General features: G+C 42.2%; 18 protein-coding genes. 8 read left to right on the top strand and 10 right to left on the bottom strand.

Annotated features, from left to right (window positions below; translation table 11 throughout):
* Window positions 1-113: 113 nt before the first annotated feature.
* The 8 genes from AC570H_RS02430 to AC570H_RS02395 all read left to right on the top strand — a co-directional run bounded on the left by AC570H_RS02430 (window position 114) and on the right by AC570H_RS02395 (window position 7,567).
* Window positions 114-2,075, top strand: coding sequence for a glycoside hydrolase family 97 protein (locus tag AC570H_RS02430; RefSeq protein ID WP_497351350.1), 1,962 nt, complete (start codon window positions 114-116; stop codon window positions 2,073-2,075).
* 543 nt (window positions 2,076-2,618) lie between these two features.
* Window positions 2,619-3,503 carry a polysaccharide lyase gene (locus tag AC570H_RS02425; protein ID WP_497351348.1) on the top strand — a complete coding sequence of 295 codons (885 nt, stop codon included), beginning with the start codon at window positions 2,619-2,621 and terminating at the stop codon, window positions 3,501-3,503.
* Between the two features lie 258 nt (window positions 3,504-3,761).
* Window positions 3,762-4,448, top strand: coding sequence for a DUF2461 domain-containing protein (locus AC570H_RS02420; RefSeq protein WP_497351346.1), 687 nt, complete (start codon window positions 3,762-3,764; stop codon window positions 4,446-4,448).
* Between the two features lie 74 nt (window positions 4,449-4,522).
* Entirely contained in the window at window positions 4,523-5,335 is an 813-nt protein-coding gene (locus AC570H_RS02415) for a DUF6597 domain-containing transcriptional factor (RefSeq protein ID WP_497351344.1), read from the top strand.
* Between the two features lie 88 nt (window positions 5,336-5,423).
* Window positions 5,424-6,191, top strand: coding sequence for an isocitrate lyase/PEP mutase family protein (locus tag AC570H_RS02410; protein ID WP_497351342.1), 768 nt, complete (start codon window positions 5,424-5,426; stop codon window positions 6,189-6,191).
* A gap of 40 nt (window positions 6,192-6,231) precedes the next feature.
* Entirely contained in the window at window positions 6,232-6,612 is a 381-nt protein-coding gene (locus tag AC570H_RS02405) for a YybH family protein (protein ID WP_497351340.1), read from the top strand.
* Between the two features lie 135 nt (window positions 6,613-6,747).
* Window positions 6,748-7,089, top strand: a complete 342-nt coding sequence (locus tag AC570H_RS02400; RefSeq protein ID WP_497351338.1) for an ArsR/SmtB family transcription factor — start codon at window positions 6,748-6,750, stop codon at window positions 7,087-7,089.
* Entirely contained in the window at window positions 7,076-7,567 is a 492-nt protein-coding gene (locus AC570H_RS02395) for an SRPBCC family protein (protein ID WP_497351336.1), read from the top strand. The genes AC570H_RS02400 and AC570H_RS02395 overlap by 14 nt, the downstream gene beginning before the upstream one ends.
* Before the next feature lie 124 nt (window positions 7,568-7,691).
* Here the strand turns inward: AC570H_RS02395 and AC570H_RS02390 are convergent, their stop codons facing one another.
* The 10 genes from AC570H_RS02390 to AC570H_RS02345 all read right to left on the bottom strand — a co-directional run bounded on the left by AC570H_RS02390 (window position 7,692) and on the right by AC570H_RS02345 (window position 17,500).
* Entirely contained in the window at window positions 7,692-8,213 is a 522-nt protein-coding gene (locus AC570H_RS02390) for a GNAT family N-acetyltransferase (RefSeq protein WP_497351334.1), read from the bottom strand.
* Window positions 8,213-8,509, bottom strand: a complete 297-nt coding sequence (locus AC570H_RS02385; protein ID WP_497351332.1) for a DUF3817 domain-containing protein — start codon at window positions 8,507-8,509, stop codon at window positions 8,213-8,215. The genes AC570H_RS02390 and AC570H_RS02385 overlap by 1 nt, the downstream gene beginning before the upstream one ends.
* A gap of 80 nt (window positions 8,510-8,589) precedes the next feature.
* Complete coding sequence (locus AC570H_RS02380; RefSeq protein WP_497351330.1) at window positions 8,590-9,789, bottom strand: threonine synthase; 1,200 nt, start codon at window positions 9,787-9,789, stop codon at window positions 8,590-8,592.
* A gap of 59 nt (window positions 9,790-9,848) precedes the next feature.
* Window positions 9,849-10,751 (bottom strand): LysR substrate-binding domain-containing protein, encoded by a 903-nt coding sequence (locus AC570H_RS02375; protein WP_497351328.1) that lies wholly within the window; start codon window positions 10,749-10,751, stop codon window positions 9,849-9,851.
* Window positions 10,752-10,807: 56 nt separating this feature from the next.
* The gene (gene hscB, locus AC570H_RS02370) at window positions 10,808-11,329 is read right to left on the bottom strand and encodes a Fe-S protein assembly co-chaperone HscB (RefSeq protein WP_497351326.1); all 522 of its coding nucleotides are present in this window, start codon (window positions 11,327-11,329) and stop codon (window positions 10,808-10,810) included.
* 77 nt (window positions 11,330-11,406) lie between these two features.
* Window positions 11,407-12,810 carry an RIP metalloprotease RseP gene (gene rseP / locus AC570H_RS02365; protein ID WP_497351324.1) on the bottom strand — a complete coding sequence of 468 codons (1,404 nt, stop codon included), beginning with the start codon at window positions 12,808-12,810 and terminating at the stop codon, window positions 11,407-11,409.
* A 7-nt stretch (window positions 12,811-12,817) separates the two neighbouring features.
* Complete coding sequence (locus AC570H_RS02360; RefSeq protein WP_497351322.1) at window positions 12,818-13,996, bottom strand: 1-deoxy-D-xylulose-5-phosphate reductoisomerase; 1,179 nt, start codon at window positions 13,994-13,996, stop codon at window positions 12,818-12,820.
* A gap of 69 nt (window positions 13,997-14,065) precedes the next feature.
* Complete coding sequence (locus AC570H_RS02355; protein ID WP_497351320.1) at window positions 14,066-15,568, bottom strand: GH3 auxin-responsive promoter family protein; 1,503 nt, start codon at window positions 15,566-15,568, stop codon at window positions 14,066-14,068.
* A 91-nt stretch (window positions 15,569-15,659) separates the two neighbouring features.
* Window positions 15,660-16,535 (bottom strand): DUF7847 domain-containing protein, encoded by an 876-nt coding sequence (locus AC570H_RS02350; protein WP_497351318.1) that lies wholly within the window; start codon window positions 16,533-16,535, stop codon window positions 15,660-15,662.
* Window positions 16,532-17,500, bottom strand: coding sequence for a glycosyltransferase family 2 protein (locus tag AC570H_RS02345; RefSeq protein ID WP_497351316.1), 969 nt, complete (start codon window positions 17,498-17,500; stop codon window positions 16,532-16,534). The genes AC570H_RS02350 and AC570H_RS02345 overlap by 4 nt, the downstream gene beginning before the upstream one ends.
* Between the last annotated feature and the right edge of the window lie 13 nt (window positions 17,501-17,513).

Genomic DNA, 17,513 nt, shown 5'->3' with positions numbered 1-17,513 from the left:
TCAAACTTATTTTAGCCAATTTTAGACGAAAATTAGCGCATCTTCTCGGCTTTTAATTTTTTGTTATAAATTAGATCAATAGCTGCATAACCAGCGTTACATCTCACCCAAAAATGAAAAATTCTATCCTCATTGCCTTGATGATTTTATTCGTCAAGCCCTTATTTGCCAAAGATTATGAGCTGAGCTCGCCGTCGGGCAACAACAAAATCACCATCACTTGCGATAAGCAAATTTCCTTTATGGTACTGAACAAAGGGAGCCAGATTATATCGGCAACCCAGCTGGTGCTCGATATTAAGGATTTAGGCTTGCTTGGTCTCAACCCCAAAGTAACCAAAGAAGTAAGAACCAAGGCCAACAGCCTTATCAACGTAGATGTTCCTGTGAAGTTCAAAACCATTACCGACGAGTACAACCAGCTTGAATTGATATGTAAAGGAAATTACAGCATCATATTTAGGGCTTACAACAATGGGGTTGCCTACAGATTTGTAACTACGCTCAAAAATGAAAAGGTATGGGTCAATAACGAAAATATTTCATTTCAGGTAAGCGATGCCGAAAATGCCATTTGGCCCTACGAAGGATCTAAGCACGCCAACTTGTTTCTTTCACATTTCGAATACCTGTTCAAGCCCCAAAAATATACGGCCATCGACAGCATAAAAGTAGGTTTGCCAACTTATTTTACAGCCAAAAACGGAGCTAAAGTTGTTTTTTCTGAGGCCGATTTATTCGATTATCCCAACCTTTTTATCCAGAAAAAAGACAACATCAAGGGTGTTTTTCCGCATGTGATTCTGGAACAGCAAAAAGTTGGCGACCGTGGCATCAAAATCATAAAGGAAGCCGATTATATCGCCGAAACCAATGGCAACAGAAATTATCCATGGCGCGTTTGGATGATCAACGATAACGATGCGGGCTTACTCACCAACACACTCGTTTATCAATTGGCCACTCCTTCAAAAATTAAGGATGCCAGCTGGATCAAACCGGGCAAGGTTGCTTGGGACTGGTGGAACGACAATAATATTTACGGCGTCGATTTCAAATCGGGCATTAACAACGAAACTTACAAATACTACATCGATTTTGCCTCTAAATACGGCCTTGAATATATCATGCTAGATGAAGGATGGACCAAAACCACTCAAGATATCCTGCACGCCAACCCAAACATCGACATTCCCGAATTGGTTGCTTATGGCAAAAAGAAAAATGTAGACGTACTGCTCTGGGTACTCTGGAACCCCTTGGACGAAAAAATGAACGAGGCACTCGACTTGTATAAAAGCTGGGGTGTAAAAGGCATTAAGGTCGATTTTATGGCCAGGGCCGAACAATACACGGTCAATTTTTACACGCGTACCGCCGAGGCCTGTGCCAAAAGAAACTTAATGGTCGATTTTCATGGTGCCTACAAACCAACGGGCCTGCACCGCACCTATCCTAACGTCATCTCCTACGAAGGCGTGCATGGCTTAGAAAACAATAAATGGGAAGCCACGATTACACCAGAGCATGATGCCTTGCTGCCGTTTACACGAATGATGGCCGGTCCGATGGATTATACCCCAGGAGCCATGCGCAATGCCATAAAAGCAAACTTCAATGCCGTGTATAGTCAGCCCATGAGCATGGGCACCAGGGCGCATCAAACTGCTTTGTATGTGTTATTCGAAAGTCCGCTACAAATGTTGGCCGACAATCCTTCCAATTACCAGCAAGATGAAAAGTATACGCGTTACCTGGCACAATTTCCATCAATTTGGGACGACACCAAAGTACTTTATGCCGATGCAGGAAAAGCGGTGATTATGGCCCGCAAGCTAGGCAACAAATGGTATGTAGGTGGTATTACCAATTGGGATGCCTTTAGCAAAGACATTAAACTTGATTTTCTGGGTACTGGAAAGTTCAACGTGGAGTTGCTCGAAGACGGCATCAATGCAGCTAAAATGGCCGAAGATTACAAAATCAGCAATAAACAAGCCGATGCAGCCACTATTCTTCCGATTAAAATGGCAAAAGGAGGCGGTTTCACTGCTATTTTAACGCCAAGCAATTAAAAAATTCAAACAACTGTGCCAAAAGCCTTCGAATAATCGGAGGCTTTTTTTATGGATTGGCTAGCTTCTCCTTAGAAAAAAAGCGATGTGTTTTAAGCGTATCAACATTTGCCCGAACCCAAAACCTATAACCCAGTAAATCAATAGATTAAGAAGTTTTCTATTTGCGGCACAAACGTATCAAAATAATCATAACTTATTAATTATCAATAAGTTATATCAAATTTTATTTGGATTTATCCGCATTGCGCTGTTATCTTTAGGATAAGGTAACCAGATATATTCAAAAGTATGAGCAACAGTCTACGCGTTAGCATGTTAGGGAAAATCTATAGATTTTTTTCTCAGATTTCCATTTCCGCAATCATTGGGACCATCCCTTTGCCCCTGCTCCCGTTTACGGCAATTAACCAACCGTATATACATCTCAATTCCTATTTATTTTCACGAAACAGATAAGCAAACTCAGCAGCAAAGGCTTGTCTAGGACAGGAACTTGCACCTAAAAAACTAACCAAATTGTAACCAAAAACTAAAACTACGATGAACAAAAATTTAAATCTGTTAAAACTGACGGGACTAGCTGTGCTTTTACTGTCGATAAGCTTTGGCGCATGCCAAAAAGACAATGAGGGCAATAAGGAAGAAGCTGAAGTACCGAACCTAGAAGTAGAAGCCGCAAAATCGGCAATTGTTGCGGCAGCCTATCCCAGCAATATCAATACCGGATTTACCCATGCCGATGGCACCTACACTTATGCCGAGGCGAGTGCAGATATGGGCTCGGCCAACCTCACCGGCTGGAACGAAAGCCGTGCATGGATTTCTGGAAACTGGGCCCGTGCCACCTTGGCACCCAATTCTGTATCAAATGGTTTAATTGCAGGTGCAGACCTTTCTGATGGCTCTGCTTATGAAGCCACTTGGAAAGTACGTTTCCATAGTACTTTTGACTGGAGCCGAGGCGGAAAAGTAGGTTTCGGTTTTTTGATAGGCGAAGGCAATACAGGCTGTGATATCGCAACCGATGGCAATGGCGGCAGCTTGCGCCTCATGTGGTACAATAGTGGAAGCAGGGTTTATTTTCAGCCTTATGTTTACCACAGAGATATGGCTGGGCCTTGTGGCGACACTTTTGGCAAAACCTATCCTACCAGCGGCAGCTTGGTAAAAGGCCAAACTTATACCGTGCATATGTACGTAAAAAGCAATACAGGTTCTACCAAAAACGGTTGGGTACAGGTTAAAATCGATGGCAATACCGTGCTAGACCAATCTATCCGTTGGACAACTAATGATACGCAAAGACTGATCAAAAGACTGTCGTTCCACAACTTTAGGGGCGGAAAAGACGTAGCTGTTTGGGGTTCGAGCCAAACCAGTTACATCTATTTTGATGATTTAGTAGTGAATAAAATCAGTAACTAATAAATAGTTTAGCCACAGGTTGCGGCTGTTTCGCGCTGTACGGATCACAAGGCGCTGTACCCAATACGCTGTACTCTGCACCGCAACCTGTGGCTTTATCGCTTATTTTGCAAACTTGGGATTTGCTTTAAAGGTGCCAAATTGCCAAAGCCTAAAAAATAAAGACAGCTAGGCACATTAAAAAAGACACAAAAATTAGAATAGCAATTGAGTTTTGGCCAGCATGAGCGGTATATTTGTTTACCTCATCAATAAAAAATGTCAAAACCAACCATACATCCCTCCAGCTTTGCTTTCTTAAACGAGCTCAAGAAGAACAACGACAGAGATTGGTTCCAAGCCAACAAGGAAACCTACTTGAAAGAGCTGGCCTTGATCGAAAACTTTGCCGATGCATTACTTGCCGAATTGAATTTGAACGATGTGATCGAAACGCCTTCAGGCAAAAAGAGCTTGTATCGGATTTATCGTGATACCCGCTTCTCGACCGACAAAACACCATACAAAACACATTGGAGCGGCAGTTTTAAACGCGCTACTAAATATCGCCGTGGGGGCTACTATTTTCATATAGAACCAGGCAACAGCCGCATTGCCGGCGGTTTTTGGGGTCCGGTTCCCGACGACCTGAAACGGGTTAGAGCGGATATCGATTTTGACGATGCTCCATTGAGGAAGATCCTGAGCGATCCAACATTTGTGAATACTTTTGGAGAATTACGTGGCGAACAATTAAAAACCGCACCTAAAGGTTACGATTCAGATCATCCAGCTATTGATTTATTGCGCCATAAGCAATTCCTTTTAGGCAGAAAATTCACCGACAAAGAGGTTTTAAGTGATGATTTTCTGCAACAAGCCGCCCTTACTTTTAGAAATATGCGCCCATTTTTCGATTATATGAGCGATGTATTAACCACAGACAGCGATGGTTTGCAGCTTTAATCTTTAGTTCCGATTTGTACAATTAAAAAAGGAGGCTTTGCCTTAGTTTTACCAAATAACCTTAAATTTAAGCTATGGAATTTAAGTACTTCGCCCCTTCCGATCGCTTAAAGCCTTTCATTAAGCATTATTACAGCTTCAAATCTGATTTGGATATCGAATTTGAAGATACCGTATTTCCAAGCGGAGATATGGAAGTGATTTTCAACCTGGGCAATGGCATTTGGGAAGCGAACGTAGCGGATCGTTTCGTAAAAAATCCAGAAATTGAGCTTTGGGGGCAAATTACCAAGCCCCTAGCCATCAAATCAAAAGGCAGGCACCACATGCTGGGCATCAAGTTCTTTACCCATTCGCTGGCCTATTTTTTTAATGAGGAGATTGGACTGTTTAACAACCAGGTTTCTAATTTTGGAGATATCATCGGAACGAGTGTTAAAAACCTGCATGCACGACTGCAGGAAACCGTCAACTTACCAGATCAAATTACCCTACTTGAAAACTTTTTGCTCAGCAAACTGATTGCAAACGAGCGAAAATCATTTGGAATCAATAAGGTTGCCCACATTCTTTCGAGCATCAAGACCAATATCAGCATTAGCAACATCAACGAAATTGCCTCCAAACATGGCATTACGTCACGTTACCTGCATCAGCTCATTTATCAGCATACGGGTTTGTCGCCAAAATCATTTGATAAGATCAATCGCTTTCAGCGAAGCCTTAAGTTCATCTCCAAAAATGAACAGCCACTTACATCAATCGCCTATGAATGTGGCTATTTTGACCAATCGCACTTCATCAGGGATTTTAAATCTTTTACCGGCTTCACCCCTTCGGCCTACCTGGCCAATATCACGCCCGTAAATCAATTATTGCAACTTTAAAGCGCACTTCCGTTTTATACAATTTTCAGAATTCCCGCTGCTATAGCTTTGTTTAAAATTAATTGTTAAACACAAAAAGATTATAGTTATGAATTCTTACGAAACATTTGTGCGTTTGCACCAAAACGAAGCTCCATTTTTATTAGGAAATATCTGGGATGTACAAAGCGCTAAAGTATTCGAAGCCAATGGCTATCAGGCGATAGGTGTATCTAGTCAGGCGGTATCCAATGCCTTTGGCTACGAAGATGGAGAAAACCTTCCTTTCAAGCTCCTGCTCCAATTGGCTAAGCGCGTAACGGCCAACACTAAAATTCCTTTTTCTGTTGATTTGGAAGGAGGCTACAGCCGTACGATTGATGGCATCATCGAGCACATTTCGCAACTGCATGACGCCGGGGTGGTTGGTATTAACCTCGAAGACACTGTAATGGGCGCCTCACGCCAGTTTCAATCGGTTACCAACTTTCAAAAAGTCATTGCCCAGATTGCCACATACCTCAGCCAAAACAACCTGAAAATGTTCCTGAATATCAGGACCGATGCTTTTCTTTTGGGCAAGGCTGATGCGCTGGCCGAAACAATCAATCGGATTAAAGGGTACGAAAGCACAGGAGCAGATGGTATTTTTGTGCCTTGCATTACCCAAAGCGATGACATTAAAACGGTTACTGCCGCTACAAAACTGCCCATTAACGTAATGTGCATGCCAACGCTACCCAATTTTGCGGAGCTCCAGGCATTGGGCGTAAAGAGAATTAGCATGGGTCCTTTTCTTTTCAATAAAGCTTATGCCCATGCTGGCGATTTGGCAAAAACCATTAATACCGATCAAAATTTCAATTCTCTTTTCTAAAATCAATTTATTCAATTATTTATCCTTAAAACTTAAAAAAATGAACCTACCAAAATGTGCAACCGAAGCACACGCAACCTTAGCAGCAGCTTTTAACACTGGCGATGTAGCCACCGTAATGAACATGTACGATGTAAATGGCATTATTGTTCCCGAACCTGGAAGTATAGTATCTGGCAGAGAAAAATTCGAAGAAGCCATTAAGTCTATCTTGGCCATCAAGGGAACCATGGAAATCAAAACTGTTTACTGCATCCAAACTGGCAACATTGCCGTAGGAAGATCAGAATGGAGCATTACCGATGGCGATGAGGTAAAAATCAGTGCAAAAGGTATCGAAGTAATGCAACAGCAGGCTGATGGAACCTGGAAAATTGTTATCGACCATGCTTTTGGCGCAGCCATCGATTTAGTTGCCTAAGGAGTTACTGTCTTGTTTTTAAGCCCCTGGTCATTGCCATTGATCAGGGGTTTTTCTTTACTAGGCATTTTTTTTAAAATAAATTTGCGCAATCAAATGATTGCATATATATTTGCAACCATATAGTTGCACAACATGATTACAAGAAGAGACGTTTTTCAGGCCATTGCCGATCCTACCCGCAGGGAGATTATCCACAGAATAGCACAGGCTCCCCTCTCGCTCAACGAGGTAGCTGAAACTTTCGACATCAGTCGGCAGGCGGTTTCCAAGCATATCCAGATCTTAACTGAGTGTGGATTGGTTACCATGCGGCAACAAGGTCGAGAACGTTTTTGCGAAGCCCAACTGGGCAAATTAAACGAAGTGGCCAGCTGGGTAGAACAGTATAAGAAACATTGGGTTGGCCGTTTTGAGGCTTTGGATAATTATTTGATCGAATTAAAAGAAAACCAACAAGAAAATGGAACAAAATAACACAAAAGAAAAAGAGCTGTTAATTACACACCTCTTTGATGCGCCGCGTGAGCTGGTATTTAAAGCCTGGACAGACCCCAAACTATTGGTCAATTGGTATGCGCCTGATGGTTGTACCATCGAATTTAAGGCGATCAATGCCGTACAAGGTGGCGATTTTCATTCCTGCGTGCACGATCCCGTACATGGAGATTGCTGGATTAAGGGAAATTACAATGAAGTGAATCATCCAGAAAAACTGGTTTTTTCTATGGTGCTTACAGACGAAAAGGGCAGCTCGGTTGAAGCGCTTAGTGCAGGCAAGCCAGAAGATTGGCCCAAAGAAATATTAACTACGGTTACTTTCGAAGCGATTGGCAACCAGACCAAACTAACCTTGCATCAGGCAGTTGCAGAAGCACAGGCAAAAGAAACCGGGGCTTACCAAAGCTGGATTAAAATGTTTAAAAAATTGGAGGGTGTAGTGAGTTTAGCGTAAGGCGCAAGGCTTTAACCGCAAAGAAAGGGAGAAGTATGCCAAGCTTCTTTTCTTTGTGGTTAGGAAACATCTTCCCTATTCCATTTTACCTTTTACCTTCCACCTCTTATCTTCGGCCTTGTAATTAAACCGAGAGTTTCATCATCAAATCCAGCTGTATCTCATCGCCGAGCTTAAATTCGTGGGTATCAAATTGAACAAAACCTATTTTCTGATAAAATTGAATGGCTTTTCCATTATGTTCCCAAACACCCAGCCATACATAAGCCTTGCCTTCAAGCTTGGCAATTTCAATGGCTTTATTGATGAGAAAAAGACCTAACTTCTGTCCCTGAAAAGATTGTTTGACATAAATGCGTTCCACTTCCATCGCATCTGCATCTTTCACATCGCTTTGGGCATCGTTAAAATTCAGCTTAAGATAGCCTGCAGTTTCCGAGTCGATCTTTAGCAAATAGAATGCGGAATCCAAACATTCGAGCTCTTTTTGAAGCTTGGCCACAGTGAGGTTATTGGCTACATATTGGGCCATGCTTTCGGCCGAATTGGTTGGCGCAAAAGTTTCTACAAAGGTTTGAGTACTGATGGCCAACAATTCATCAACTGCGGCAACATCAATCTTTACAAATTCGATATTTGGTGCCATTATTGCGCTTGTGGTTCTTCGTTTTTTAGGTTTTTATCTACAAAGAATGGAGCAAACGGCAACAAAGAAGCTAAAAAAATCAATACGGCTTTGCCAAACTTCCACTTGGTTTCCTGCCAAGCCATTACCAAACAGGCTACATAAGCCACAAACAAAAGCCCATGGGCCCAGCCTGTATATTTAACCGCCAAAGGCAGGTCTGCAAAATATTTCAGAGGCATGGCAATGAATAAGAGCAAGAGATAGGAAATTCCTTCGGCAACGGCTACTTTTCTAAAAATATGTAAAGAGGTCATATCTGAGGTGTTTGTTCCAAAAGTAACCATTCAAGCTACACCAAACGGTTTGATTTTCCTTTTTGACAATCCTTTAACCGTTAAAAATCAAAATTATCCAAGTATTTATAGCCAGAGCCGGTATTGAGCAACAGTACATTTTCCTGTGGACTAACCTGCCCCGTTTTCAACAGTCGCTTTAAGGCGGCCAATAAAGCCGCTCCTTCTGGCGCCACCAATAATCCTTCTGCACGTGCCATTTCCTTTACACTGGCTGTAATTTCATCTTCACTAACAGCCAAAGCGGTACCTTTAGATTGGGCCAAAACATCGAGCATCATGCGCTCTGCAAATGGACGTGGCACGGCCAGGCCATTAGCTACGGTAGCCCGGCCCTGGTAATTTGCCGAACTTCCCTGCAAACCTGTAAACGTTGCCACCAAAGGCTGACAATTGGTTGCCTGTACGGCAATCATCCGTGTTGGAATAGCTTTGATCCAACCCATGCTTAACATTTCCTGAAATGCCTTCCATATACCAATCAATCCAGTTCCTCCACCTGCCGGATATAAAATCACATCGGGCAAAGTCCAGTCGAGTTGCTCAGCCAGTTCATAGCCCAAGGTTTTCTTGCCTTCCAATCGGTAAGGCTCTTTCATGGTAGAAATATCAAAATAAGCATGCTCTTTTTTAAGGGAGGCTACTTTTTGTGCACAATCATTAATCAGGCCATCTACCAAAATCAGTTCTGCTCCAAAGGCCAGGCATTCTTTTTTGAAAGCTTCTGGCGTATGCCTAGGCATCACTACCGTTGCTTTAATTCCAGCCTTTGCACAATAGGCGCTGAGCGCTCCGCCAGCATTTCCGGCTGTAGGAACGATGCAAGCCTCCACGCCCAGCTCTTTAGCCTTTGACACCGCCATACTTAAACCACGGGCTTTAAATGAACCTGTAGGGTTAAGCGATTCGTCTTTAAGCAACAAACTATCCATCCCTAAGCTATTGCTCAAGTTAGAGAGCTGTAAAATAGGTGTAAAGCCCTCGCCTAAGCTCACCCTATTTTGCTTCGAACGCAATGGCAATACGCTGGCGTAGCGCCACATCGATCGTTCTTCAAAATCGATCAGGTGTTGGGGCAAACTTGTACCTAATTCAAAATCGACTGTTATCGGCGATTGGCCACAAAGGGCGCAAAAGGTCTGTAGCTGCTTTTTATCATAAACGGCGTGGCAAGAACTGCATTTCAACTGATAGGAATAAGTTGCGGTAATTGGTCCTGCCAAGAAAGTATTCGTTTTCATAGCGCTAAAATAGCGTCAAAGAAAATCGATAGCCAATACCGTTTTTGGATGATGTATAACTAAAAGTTATAGTGTGTTTTAGCAAATTTGATGAAGGCCTTGTTCATGCCATTATTCTCATCGCCTAAACGCTGGATAAAATAAAAATGCCTTTCGATGCTGAGGCCATCAATGTGCAATTGCAGCAGTTCCCCCCTTTCTAATTCCTTAGCTACCGCTTTTAAGGGAAGGAAACCTAAACTATCATCTGCCAAGATAAAATTCTTTAAGGCTTCGGTTCCGCCCAGGCGCATGCATACGTTTAGATCGCTCGTTTTTAGCCCATGTTCGGCCAATGCCTGACCAATAGCTACCAAAGTGCCCGAACCACGTTCGCGCAAAGAAAGCGGGATATTTTGAAGTTCGCTCAGGCTGTAATGTTGTTGCTTGGCCAGGTAGCTTTTGCTAGCGCAAACGGCAATTACCTTTTCTGCCAAGAAATATTGGCTATTTACATTGGCCATCTTATCCTTGCCCTCTACAATGGCCAAATCAATTTCATGATTGAGCAAGGCTGTCATTACATTTTCAGAATTTCGGTTCAGCAAACTGATCTTAACCCCTTCATTTTGCTTTCTAAAAGCCGAAAGCACTGCCGGAATCAGATATAAAGCGATAGTAGTACTGGCACCCAGTTTTAATTCGCCTTTTAGTAGTTGTTGATTGTAGGCGCTGCCGATCTCAAATTCGATCTGCTGCGCCAAAGAAACGGCTGTTTGCAAATGTTGCTGCAGTATTTTGCCGGCTAAGGTAAGCGTAACTGCACCTTTCTTGCGTTCGAACAAAGGGGTTTTATAATGTTCCTCCAGGTTATGGATATGCTTACTGATGGCTGGCTGGCTGATAAAAAGCACTTCACTAGCCTTCGTAAAGCTCAAGTGCTTGGCCACTTCAATAAAAACCTGGTGATTAAAAGACAGCATCTGTTCAAAATTATCGATTAAATCATAAAGCCGAACAAATGCCAGGTAAAATTTTACTAGCTAAACTTGGCTAGGCTCTCTGCTAAACGTTGCAGGTATTTGTTTCGATAGTAAAGATCTTTGATAGCCTTGAGCGTCACCTCTTCTTCGCCCTGCTGCTGATCAAAAGCTAATGTTAGAGTCTCCAGTTCTTGATTAAGCTCCTCCGCTATTTTTGCAATTTCGCTTTTAACCTCTTCCAATTTTTGAGGATCAGGTTCAAATTCCAGCTCCATGAGTGCTTCGTTCACCTCCATCATTTCCATTAGGAAGCTTTGCGGAAGCACATAATTCTCTCCTTCTTGCAATAGGCCTTTTAGGCTCAACACATAATGTAGCCTTTTCTGCGGATCTTTTAATACCTGAAAAGCCTTGTTGTTCAGCGTAGAAAGTTCTAAAACCTCTTCTTGCTTTGCCTCGTCTTCGTTGATATAAAAATCAGGATGGTATTTTTTGCTGAGTTCATAGAATTTCTGCCTCACCAATTGCAGGTTTGGATTAAAGCTCACTGGCAACTCATAAAACTCGAAGTAGTTCATCGTTAGAGGTTGAAGACGGAAGGTTAAAGGCCAAAGGTTTAAAGTAATCTCCTCAAACCTTTAGCTCAAAGACTTATTTATTTACCAAATAGTTTGAGGATGTCATTACCGAAGGCAAAAACCATCAAACTTAGCAAGATTACAAAACCTACGATTTGGGCACGTTCCATAAATTTATCGCTTAGCGGCTTGCCTTTAATCATTTCAATAATCAAGAATACCACGTGACCACCGTCTAAGGCTGGAATTGGCAATAAGTTCATAAAAGCCAATGCAATAGAAATCAAGCCTGTTAAGCCCCAGAATTTCTCCCAGTCGAACTCAGAGCCGTAAACCTGTGCAATACCAATCGGGCTGCTGATGTTACGGGCACTCACTTTGCCTGTGATCATTTTCCAAATGCCTTTTGCATTATCAGAGAAAGTAGACCATGCTTTATTGGTACCAACTGAAAACGACTCTAAAAAGCTATAATCTACATGCTTTTCAGGCAAGTCGAAAACTGCAAATCCAATTCCGATAGTGCCGTCTTTGGCAACTTTAGGATTAAAATCTATGATTTTTCCTTTTCTTGATACTTTAACTGCAATTGTTTTGCCAACCGATGCCTTGACTTCTGTGATCACCTGATCTCTGAGTGGAAGCGTCTTGCCGTTGACCGTTATAATGCTATCGCCAGTTCTAATTCCGGCATCGTATGCAGCAGTAGAATATTGTACTTGTTTATATTTGCCAAAAAGATTTTTGATTTTATCGATAAGACCTTTTGGATCCACCTTATTATCAGATGGTTTAAATACAAGATTGATGTTTTTTACCGTAAACCTCGGTGCTACAAATTCTTTTATTCCATACTCGCTGATGCTATCCAATACGGTTTCTGGCACTTTATAGTCCATGGCTTTGCCGTTTCTGGCGATGGTAAGCTTAGGGCTACCCAAAAGTACCTTCGAGCTCATCAATTCTTCGAAACGGATTACTTTTTGTCCATTGATCGCCAAAATCTTGTCGCCATTTTGTAGTCCTAAACTTTTGCCGATAACTCCTGGCGATATGCCATTTGTCAACTGATCGTTAGGGGTATAGCTTTCGCCGTATTTAAAGGTCATCATCCAGAAAATGAAGATACCTACAATGATGTTAACGATAATACCACCCAGCATCACGATTAAACGCTGCCAGGCCGGTTTTGAACGGAATTCCCAAGGCTGGGGAGGCAAAGCCAATTGTTCGGTATCCATAGACTCGTCTATCATACCTGCAATCTTTACATAGCCGCCCAACGGCAACCATCCAATTCCATATTCTGTTTCGCCTACTTTGAAGCTTACCAGCTTCACTCCCCAAGCATCGAAGAAAAGGTAAAATTTCTCTACTTTTATTCCAAAGGCACGCGCCGCCAAAAAATGTCCTAACTCGTGTAAGATTACTAGTATTGATAAACCCAGCAAAAGCTGGCCCGCCATAATCAGTCCATTCATATCGTATTTAGTATGTTTTTGTTTTTAGATTGGTTAAATTTTGTTTTGTTACGAGTTCGCCGGCAAATATACGTGTCTGCTTGTCGGTTTCTAAATAATTATTGAGCGTTGGGTGCTCGATAAAATAGATGCCTTGCATACAGGCTTCAATTACATCGCTCATTTCCAAAAAACCGATATTGTCTTTCAAAAATGCATCTACCACTACCTCATTGGCCGCATTGATGATGCAAGGCATATTGCCGCCTTTTTCCATTGCCTGATAAGCCAGGGCGAGGTTTCTGAAAGTTTGGGTATCAGCCTGGGCAAAGCTCAGCTCTGGATAGTTCAAAAAGCTGAAGCGCTCAAAATTACTGGCCATGCGATTTGGATAGGCCAATGCGTAATGAATAGGCAGTTTCATATCTGGAACGCCCATTTGAGCCTTGATAGAACCATCGGTAAATTGCACCAACGAATGGATAATAGATTGTGGGTGCACCACTACTTCGATTTGCTCACCTGTTAAACCAAACAGCCATTTGGCTTCAATAGCTTCTAGGCCTTTGTTCATTAACGAAGCCGAATCGATGGTGATTTTGGCCCCCATCACCCAATTAGGATGCTTTAAGGCCTGTTTTTTGGTTACATGCGCTAAAAAAGAAGAGTCTTTCCCTCTGAAAGGTCCACCAGAAGCCGTCAACATGATTTTTTCGATGGCATTGTTTTCTTCGCCCACCAAGCATTGAAAAATGGCTGAGTGTTCCGAATCAACGGGGATAATTTTTACGCCAATTTCTTTGGCCAATTGCATGACAAGTTCGCCGGCAACGACCAAGGTTTCCTTATTGGCCAAACCAATATCCTTTTTGGCCTGAATAGCGGCAATAGTAGGCTTAAGACCAACCGAACCCATAATGGCGGTTAATACCATTTCGGTTTGGGGCAGTTGAACCGCAGCCAGCAAGGCTTCTTCGCCACAAAGAACTTTGGTGTGAGGCAAGGCATTTTTAACGGTTTGGTAATGATCTTCACAGGTAATCACTACCAGTTCTGGCTTAAATTCCAATGCCTGCTCAATTAATAAATTGGCATTGTTCTGGGCAGTAAGGGCATTTACGCGGTAATGTTCAGGGTTAGCCCGAACCACCTCTAAAGCTTGCGTACCCACAGAACCAGTGCTGCCTAATATCGATATATTCTTCAATTCATTCCTTTTTAATTTGTCATTCTGCGCATCGCGAAGATCGTAGATCCTTTCTTCGTCAGGATGACATTACTGCTTAATATACTGCGAAAGCTCTTCCGCAATCTTCCTGTCATTGCTTAAACGTGGCACCTTGTTCTGCCCCCCGAGTTTGCCAGCCGCACGCATGTAGTTTACAAACGCGTCTTTCTGCAAGGTACGGATAATCAAAGGCTGCAGGATTTTTCCTTCAATGAGGTCAAAATAGTAAATATTCTTCTCTTGCAAAGCCTTATCTACTTTTGTGGCAAAGGCCTGCAGGTCTTTAGGCGCTGCACCAAACTCCACAAACCACTCATGGTAAGGCAATTGCCCTTCTGGAGCAGTCACTTGTGGCGCCACTGTAAATTCTGTGATCTCTACTCCCTCTTGGTTAGCTACCGAAAGCAGCGCATGTTCTACTTCTTCGCCTATCACGTGCTCACCAAAGGCAGATATGAAATGCTTAATGCGGCCCGTCACCAAAATCTTATAAGGATTTTTTGAAACAAACTTTACGGTATCGCCAATGCTATAGCCCCATAAGCCTGCATTTGTATTTAAAATCAGGGCATAATTTTGATCCAGCTCTACCTCGGCTAAACTTAAACGCGTTGGATTGTCATTGTAATATTCGTCTACCGGAACAAACTCATAAAAAATACCCGCATTGGCCAATAGCAAAAGACCTTTTTCCTCTTGTTTATCCTGATAGGCAATAAAACCTTCAGAAGCCGGATAGGTTTCTATAGAATCAATCTTTTTACCGATACTGGCCTCTATTTTGGCGCGGTAAGGTTCATAATTGACACCACCGTAAACAAAAAGGCTAAAATTCTTAAAAACATCCTTGATTTTCTTTCCGCCTGATTGATCTTTTAAGCGATCAAAATACATCTGCACCCATGGCGGAATGCCCGAAATAAGGGTCATATCCTCGTTGGTGGTTTCCTTAACGATTGCATCAACTTTTTCTTCCCAATCTTCAATGCAATTGGTTTCGTAAGATGGCAACCTGTTCTTTTGCAGGTAAGCTGGCACCAAATGGGCCACGATACCCGACAAACGTCCTACCTTAACACCATGCTTTTCAGTCAAAACCGGACTCCCCTGCAGGAAAATCATTTTGCCGTTTACAAAATCGGCTTTGCCTGTTTCGTGGATATAAGTCAATAAAGCATTGCGAGCCGCTTTGATATGTTCAGGCATCGATTCTTTAGAAATCGGAATGTACTTTACCCCTGAGGTTGTACCCGAAGTCTTGGCGAAATAGGCAGGCTTTCCTTTCCATAGAATATCTTTTTCGCCAGCTACCACCCTATCTACATAAGGTCTTAATGCTTCGTAATCGCGAATAGGAACCTTGGCTTTGAAATCGTTATAGTTTTTAATGGAAGCAAAATCGTGGTCTTGACCAAAAACGGTAGCTGAGGCCTTTTGGATCAAGCTATGGAAAACGGCATCCTGAGCTTTAACGGCATCTTTCTTCCACTTATTTATGCCTTTAACTACCCATGCCGCAAATGGCTTACTTAATGTTGCCTTTAATCCCATTTTTTCAGTTCTCGGTTTTCAGTTTTCAGTTGCCAGTTGTCAGTTGCTAGTTATTAGTTGCCAGTTGTTAGTTGCTAGTAGGCAGTTTGGATTAAACAATGTTATGGATGATATCAGGATGTTCATCTCCTTTGTATTCGCTCATGATTTTGCGATAAGCTACCGCGAAAAATGCCGTAGTAAAAGGAACGATAACAAACGAACTAAATACCACTACAATTAACGAAATGTATTGATTAATATCGTAATCGAAGAAGAAATTGATCAAACGGAAGCCCGTCATCACCACTACATAAAAGAAGCCAAAAACAATGGCCTGTACAATAACCAATCCCAACAAAATAAACAACAGCTTAATGAAATTGCCCTTGGTTGTAGCCAAGCTCAACTTGATGGATTCGAATGGCGGAGAATGTTTGTCGATGATAAAAAACGGAAAGAAAATGATGCGGATAAACGTAAAAAATATACTCAACATGGCAATGACTACTGCTATGTTAACGATGATTTTTCCCGTTTCTGCATAGCCATCGATAATACCCTGACTAACGGCGAATTTTAAGATCAAATCTAAAATGTACAAAACTGGCATTAACAGAATGCCCACAAAGAAAATACTGATGCCAAAATAAATGGTCCCTAACAAAAAGCGGCTGATCTCTCTTCTGGTTGGCAACGTATCAATAATCTTGATATCGGCGTTTTCATCGTCGAGCAGGCGGAAAATGTACTTGATCATGCAAAGTTCCACCACGCAATAGCTCATGATAAAAATGAGCAGCATTACGATCCTGATGCCAATATGCAGTTCGCCCATAAAAAAGGCCATAAAGGTTGAGGTAGATGCGGTAATGAAAATGAGGAAGCAAAGCGTAGCAATAGAAAAATAATTGTCTTTTGTTACCCTCCAAGCCTGCAGCACTACATCTTTAACCGCAAACGAGCTTTCCTTTAAATAATCTATCATGATTGTTTAAATATAATTCGCTTAAAAAAATCTTGTATAAAGCCCAAGCCATAGGCTGTTAATTGTATAAACGATGCAACAACACTCAAAAATGCAATTTTTATTGATTTATTGGCTTGCCAAGCATGAAAAAATATCAACACAAAAAACAGCAGCAAAAAGAAATTGCCTACCCAGGCCAATGGCCAATAAATGAAGTTGCATAGTAAGGTACCGCCTAATCCAAGCACAAAAAATGCCGGAAAGAAGTGCACCGGTTTGAGTTCTGATGGAAAATGTTTGTAAATATTGATCCTAGCCCGCCCAAAAAAGTGCAGCTGCTTGTAAAACTGGCTAAAGCTGGTTCTTCTTTTGTGAAAAACCTTGGCTGCCGGAATCAGTCCGATTTTAAAGCCGTTTTCGTGGATACGGATACTGTATTCAATGTCTTCGCCCAAACGGGTGAGGATAAAGCCCCCTACTTTTTCCCAAACCTCTCTAGAAACGCCCATGTTAAAGCTGCGCGGATGGAATTGGCCGATATGCTTTTTATTGCCACGGATGCCCCCTGTTGTAAATGGCGAGGTCATGGCATAGCTGATGGCTTTCTGTATCGGCGTAAAAGTATCGTGAGCAGCATCTGGTCCACCGTAGGCATCCAGCTGATGCTCAAATAGGTAATCTCTTACAATTTCGAGGTAATCCGACGGGATCAGGCAATCTGAATCGAAGATGACAAAATAATCGCCTTTGGCCCTTTCAAAACCAAAATTACGCGAAAAGCCCTGCCCTTCGTTAGGCTTAAAAAAGTATTTGACATCTAAACGGTTGGCATAAGAAGCTACAATAGCCTTGGCATCGTTTACTGAACCATCTTCGATAACCAATACCTCAAATTGCGTATAGGTTTGCTTGGTTAGCGTAGCCAACAGCTCGTCTATTTCTTGCGGACGGTTATAAAGCGGAATGATGATGGAGAAAAACATGGGTTGGGGTAAA

The sequence above is a fragment of the Pedobacter sp. B4419 genome (assembly GCF_059693725.1).
This window is presented reverse-complemented; position numbering and strand designations above follow the sequence as displayed.

Coding starts and splice junctions, on each gene's coding strand:
- AC570H_RS02350 (WP_497351318.1), bottom strand. CDS start 16,535: ATGATAGATTATTTAAAGGAAAGCTCGTTTGCGGTTAAAGATGTAGTG.
- AC570H_RS02420 (WP_497351346.1), top strand. CDS start 3,762: ATGTCAAAACCAACCATACATCCCTCCAGCTTTGCTTTCTTAAACGAG.
- AC570H_RS02425 (WP_497351348.1), top strand. CDS start 2,619: ATGAACAAAAATTTAAATCTGTTAAAACTGACGGGACTAGCTGTGCTT.
- AC570H_RS02410 (WP_497351342.1), top strand. CDS start 5,424: ATGAATTCTTACGAAACATTTGTGCGTTTGCACCAAAACGAAGCTCCA.
- AC570H_RS02385 (WP_497351332.1), bottom strand. CDS start 8,509: ATGACCTCTTTACATATTTTTAGAAAAGTAGCCGTTGCCGAAGGAATT.
- rseP (WP_497351324.1), bottom strand. CDS start 12,810: ATGAATGGACTGATTATGGCGGGCCAGCTTTTGCTGGGTTTATCAATA.
- AC570H_RS02355 (WP_497351320.1), bottom strand. CDS start 15,568: ATGGGATTAAAGGCAACATTAAGTAAGCCATTTGCGGCATGGGTAGTT.
- AC570H_RS02380 (WP_497351330.1), bottom strand. CDS start 9,789: ATGAAAACGAATACTTTCTTGGCAGGACCAATTACCGCAACTTATTCC.
- AC570H_RS02395 (WP_497351336.1), top strand. CDS start 7,076: ATGGAACAAAATAACACAAAAGAAAAAGAGCTGTTAATTACACACCTC.
- AC570H_RS02415 (WP_497351344.1), top strand. CDS start 4,523: ATGGAATTTAAGTACTTCGCCCCTTCCGATCGCTTAAAGCCTTTCATT.
- hscB (WP_497351326.1), bottom strand. CDS start 11,329: ATGAACTACTTCGAGTTTTATGAGTTGCCAGTGAGCTTTAATCCAAAC.
- AC570H_RS02405 (WP_497351340.1), top strand. CDS start 6,232: ATGAACCTACCAAAATGTGCAACCGAAGCACACGCAACCTTAGCAGCA.
- AC570H_RS02400 (WP_497351338.1), top strand. CDS start 6,748: ATGATTACAAGAAGAGACGTTTTTCAGGCCATTGCCGATCCTACCCGC.
- AC570H_RS02390 (WP_497351334.1), bottom strand. CDS start 8,213: ATGGCACCAAATATCGAATTTGTAAAGATTGATGTTGCCGCAGTTGAT.
- AC570H_RS02345 (WP_497351316.1), bottom strand. CDS start 17,500: ATGTTTTTCTCCATCATCATTCCGCTTTATAACCGTCCGCAAGAAATA.
- AC570H_RS02430 (WP_497351350.1), top strand. CDS start 114: ATGAAAAATTCTATCCTCATTGCCTTGATGATTTTATTCGTCAAGCCC.
- AC570H_RS02375 (WP_497351328.1), bottom strand. CDS start 10,751: ATGCTGTCTTTTAATCACCAGGTTTTTATTGAAGTGGCCAAGCACTTG.